This window comes from Clostridium sp. (assembly GCF_029258205.1).
Taxonomy (GTDB): Bacteria; Bacillota; Clostridia; order Clostridiales; family Clostridiaceae; genus Sarcina.
This window is the reverse complement of record NZ_JARHZJ010000020.1, coordinates 1-4,172: the sequence shown is the minus strand read 5'-3', so window position 1 is coordinate 4,172 and position 4,172 is coordinate 1. Positions and strand designations below refer to the sequence as shown.

Below are 4,172 nucleotides of genomic sequence, written 5' to 3'. Positions count from 1 at the left end.
AGTAGGTGGTCGCCAGGTCTTATGATTTGCTAGCTCAGTCGGTAGAGCACGTGACTTTTAATCACGGTGTCCAGGGTTCGATTCCCTGGCAGATCACCAAAACCTCTCTAATAAGAGAGGTTTTTTTTGTATATAAAAATATATTATATGAATTAGTATAAAAATAATTTATACTTAAGTTAGTTAATTTAAAAGAAATGTAAAAAAGAGGTTTAATTATATTTTTATAGTATTTGGGAGGAGAGTAATGAAAGGAATAAAGAAAATATTATCATTAGGATTACTTCTAGTATTTTTATTTTGTATGGTGTCTTGTGGTGAATCAAAAGAAAAGACTTTAGAGAGTACAGTAGTGGTAACAAGTAAATATCCTGATGAAGTTATTAGTTATATAGCTGAAGAATTTAAAAAAGAAACTGGAATATCAGTTAAATATGAAGTGAAAGATGAAATAAAAGAAGAGGATTTTAAGAATTCAAATACTGATATTATCTTAGGTGGAAATAATCAATTATATAAAAAAATGGCTTCAGATAATATTCTTAAAGCATATAAAACAAGTTGGTATAGCGATGTAGATGATAATTATAGAGATAAAGATGGATATTGGTATTCAATATTTAGAAATCCTATGGTAGTAGCTTATAATAAAGCTAACTTAGCAGCTAATCTTGTGCCAAAGAATTTAGTTGATTTAAAAAATGGGAATTTAGCCAATAAATTATTAATGGTAAATTCTAATAATGATTATACAAAGTATTTTATATCTGCTACGGCTTCTTATTTAAGTAAAGAATCAAATAATGATGATAATATAGGAAATGATTTCTTACAAGGTTTAAAGTTAAATGTATCTACATTTTTTAATACTTATGATGAATTAGTTACAGCTTTAAATACTAAAGAAACTCCAATAGGAGTTCTACCTTTAGATATTTTAAATAAAAAAAATAAAGATAATGATAATATAACAAGAATTGATTTTCAATATGGTGTACCTGTTATAACTGAATGTTCAGGCATATTAAAATCAGCGCCTAATCCAAATGCTTCAGAACTATTTATGGAGTTTGTAGCTGGACCAAAGATTCAGTTAGAACTAGCTCAAAAATTTAATATAATGCCTACATTACCTATAGCAATAAAATATTCTCCTGATTGGATTAAGAATTTTAAAACTTTATATATAGAAAATAATGTTGTTCTTGAGAATGAAGATAAATGGGTTCAATTTTTTAATAGTGTTGTTAAACCTGAAATACCTGCTAAGATAACTAAGAATCCTATTATTAAAGGTAAGAAGAAATATTAATATATTAAAAAAGAGATATTACGTTTAAAACATAATATCTCTTTTATATTTAAAGTGTGAATTGTAAATATCTTATTCGTATTTAAATTTAATGATAACCTCTTTGATTTCTCCTTTAGAGTTAGTTCTAACTTTAAAATCTTTGATATCTTTAAATTCATTGTTAATTTGGAAGTTAAGTTCATTTATAGTAGCTTTAGTCTTTTTAGCTAAATCACTATCTTCGATAACCTGAAATCTTTGCTTTTTAGTTGTAATTTCCTTATTTCTATCATCAACCACAACATAGTATTTATCGCCTTCTTCAATTACAACATACTCCTTACCAAAAGTTAGGCTTGAGCATAATGAATTATCTACACATCTTACTAGCATAGCTATTCTCCTCTCAATTAATATATTAAATTCTCTACACCTTTAATATATCATAATAAGAGGCTTTGTCCATTATAAATGGATAATTAGATTAATTTTGTGATATCTTACAAATATACTATTTCTTAAGTTTGAATATATTTATTAGTAAATCATTTTTTGAAAAAATAAAGAAATTTTTTACTGAATAAAGATCATCTTTTAAAGTACTAGATGTATCATCTTTCCAATAATCATTGAAGTATATGCATAGTATGAAAAATAAAATAGCTAAATTTATATATATATCTTTGAAATCAGCTACAAATAGATTGCTTATACCTATGAAGTCTAAGCTTCCACCATAAAAAACTTTATCTATTAAAGAGCATAAAGCACCAGCCATTATAAATACTATACACATATCTGCATTAAAATCTTTATGCCCATTATAGACATAATATCTATAACATTCAAAGAATATTATTAATGCTATTAAATTTAATATTATAAGTAATCCAAAGTCTAGTTTAGTTCCAAAGCGAACATTTAGCCAAGAGCCATCTGTATTTATAATTGGCTGAAATGTTAAGAAGTTACCTATAATATTAAAATAATTATTGAAAAACAATTTATGTATAATAAATTTTATTCCTTGATCTAAAACCATTAAAATCAGGAATATCCATAGCAATGTTTTTTTGCTAAATCCATATTTATATTTATTTACTAAAACATATACGAGATATCCTACCAATGCAAAAGGAATTATTAAAAATAACATCATAAGAGTTTCATAATTCTTTTCAATTCTTCCAGTTAAAAATTCAAATAAGAAATAAATCAACCACATTATAGGCAGTATCCCTATAGTTACCCATTTCTTTTTATTCATTATTACCTCCTTATAAGATATATCGTTAGAATATTTAATTAAAATAACAATAGTTTTTATAAATATTGAAGATATATTTATAACTTTAGTCTGTAATAGTTTCATTAATTAAACTAAATCAATTTTAACATAGTTAATTATTACAATTAAAGAGGATATATAGAATTTTAAAAGAATATATAAATTATCACACATAATAAAGGGAAAAGAGAGTAGATTACATTAAAAAACAACAATAATATAGTTGTTTTTAGAGGAAAAGAGAGGAGTAATTTTTATGTTAACAATTTTTGCAGTTTCAGATTCTATAGGAGAAACAGCTCAACAGGTAGCAATAGCTACTGCTAGTCAGTTTAAGGATAATGCTGAAGTTAAAAGAATTCCTTATGTTAAAAGTTTAGAAGATGTAGGAGATTTAATGAAAACTATTGAGGACTATGAATCATGTATGATTGTATCTACCATAATAACCGTTAATGTTAGAGAATATCTAACACAAAAATGTATTGAGAAAAATATAAATATAATAAATGTTCTTGGTCCAATAATAAATGTAGCTTCAACAATATTAAATAAATATCCAAATTATAATCCAGGTGCTATGTGGAATACTGATGAAACTTATTATAAGAGGATAGAAGCTATGGAATTTGCTATGCAGTATGATGATAGTAAAGACTATAGAGGACTAAAAAATTCTGATGTAGTCCTTGTTGGATTATCTAGAACATCTAAAACTCCATTATGTATGTATCTTGCTAACAAGGGAATAAAAGCAATAAACATTCCACTAGTTCCAGAAGTTGGGGTTCCAGAAGAATTATATGAAGTTGATAAAAAGAAAATATTTGGCCTTACAATAAATCCACTTCAACTTATAGAGATAAGAAAAAGAAGGTTGGATAAATTCCATAGAATATCAGCAGATATAGAGTATGCTTCTGATTCAAGAATATTAGAGGAGTTTGAATTTGCAGATAAGATACTGAGAAAAATAGGTTGTAGAACAATAGATGTAACTCAGAGAGCTATAGAAGATACTGCTTTAATAATAATAGAAAAATTAGGTATAAAATAATTTTTATAAACATAATCATTTTAAAATATAAAATTTAATAAGGATAAATATAAAGCTACTGGTATTTTTTTATTAGTAGCTTATATTTATTAACTTTAATAAATTTTTAAACTAATATTATACAAATAAAAATAGTATATTAAAATTTATTAGCATATTAATTTTTAATTAGAATTTGTAATTATTTTCAATATATTATATTACAATGTAAATAAAAGCTAAATATACTAATCCAGGTGTGTCAATATAAGAATTAATAAGAAAATAAGTGAAAATAAAAGAATTATAACTATAATTTTGAATTTTTAAAATTAATAAATAGTGAATAGATTTAATATCATGGTAAGATAAATCTCGTCGCTGAGAGACATACAAACAACTTAACAAAATAAATTAAAAGTTTTGAAAAAAGTTGTTGACAAAGTTTCGAAGTGATGATAAACTAAGGAAGTCGCTTGAGGGCGACAAAGAAATGGTCTTTGAAAATTAAACAGAAGATATTAACATAAACCAGCAATTCTTTTATAAGTAAT

4 protein-coding genes and 1 tRNA gene are annotated in these 4,172 nt (G+C 24.7%); 3 read left to right on the top strand and 2 right to left on the bottom strand.

Annotation, left to right across the window (positions count from 1 at the left end; genetic code table 11):
- Positions 1–23 precede the first annotated feature (23 nt).
- Together Q1J60_RS02450 and Q1J60_RS02445 are read left to right on the top strand one after the other, a co-directional pair.
- Positions 24–99, top strand: a tRNA-Lys gene (locus Q1J60_RS02450).
- A 148-nt stretch (positions 100–247) separates the two neighbouring features.
- Positions 248–1,312: an extracellular solute-binding protein gene (locus Q1J60_RS02445; RefSeq protein ID WP_300258016.1), complete on the top strand. Its 1,065-nt coding sequence runs from the start codon at positions 248–250 to the stop codon at positions 1,310–1,312.
- Positions 1,313–1,384: 72 nt separating this feature from the next.
- Here Q1J60_RS02445 and Q1J60_RS02440 read toward each other — a convergent pair whose 3' ends face one another.
- Positions 1,385–1,687, bottom strand: coding sequence for a hypothetical protein (locus tag Q1J60_RS02440; protein WP_300258014.1), 303 nt, complete (start codon positions 1,685–1,687; stop codon positions 1,385–1,387).
- A 118-nt stretch (positions 1,688–1,805) separates the two neighbouring features.
- Entirely contained in the window at positions 1,806–2,561 is a 756-nt protein-coding gene (locus tag Q1J60_RS02435; RefSeq protein WP_300258011.1) for a signal peptidase II, read from the bottom strand.
- A gap of 277 nt (positions 2,562–2,838) precedes the next feature.
- On the opposite strand from Q1J60_RS02435, the gene Q1J60_RS02430 reads away from it, so the two are divergent.
- Positions 2,839–3,639 (top strand): pyruvate, water dikinase regulatory protein, encoded by an 801-nt coding sequence (locus Q1J60_RS02430; RefSeq protein ID WP_300258008.1) that lies wholly within the window; start codon positions 2,839–2,841, stop codon positions 3,637–3,639.
- The last annotated feature ends 533 nt before the right edge of the window (positions 3,640–4,172 follow it).

Coding starts and splice junctions, on each gene's coding strand:
- Q1J60_RS02445 (WP_300258016.1), top strand. CDS start 248: ATGAAAGGAATAAAGAAAATATTATCATTAGGATTACTTCTAGTATTT.
- Q1J60_RS02440 (WP_300258014.1), bottom strand. CDS start 1,687: ATGCTAGTAAGATGTGTAGATAATTCATTATGCTCAAGCCTAACTTTT.
- Q1J60_RS02435 (WP_300258011.1), bottom strand. CDS start 2,561: ATGAATAAAAAGAAATGGGTAACTATAGGGATACTGCCTATAATGTGG.
- Q1J60_RS02430 (WP_300258008.1), top strand. CDS start 2,839: ATGTTAACAATTTTTGCAGTTTCAGATTCTATAGGAGAAACAGCTCAA.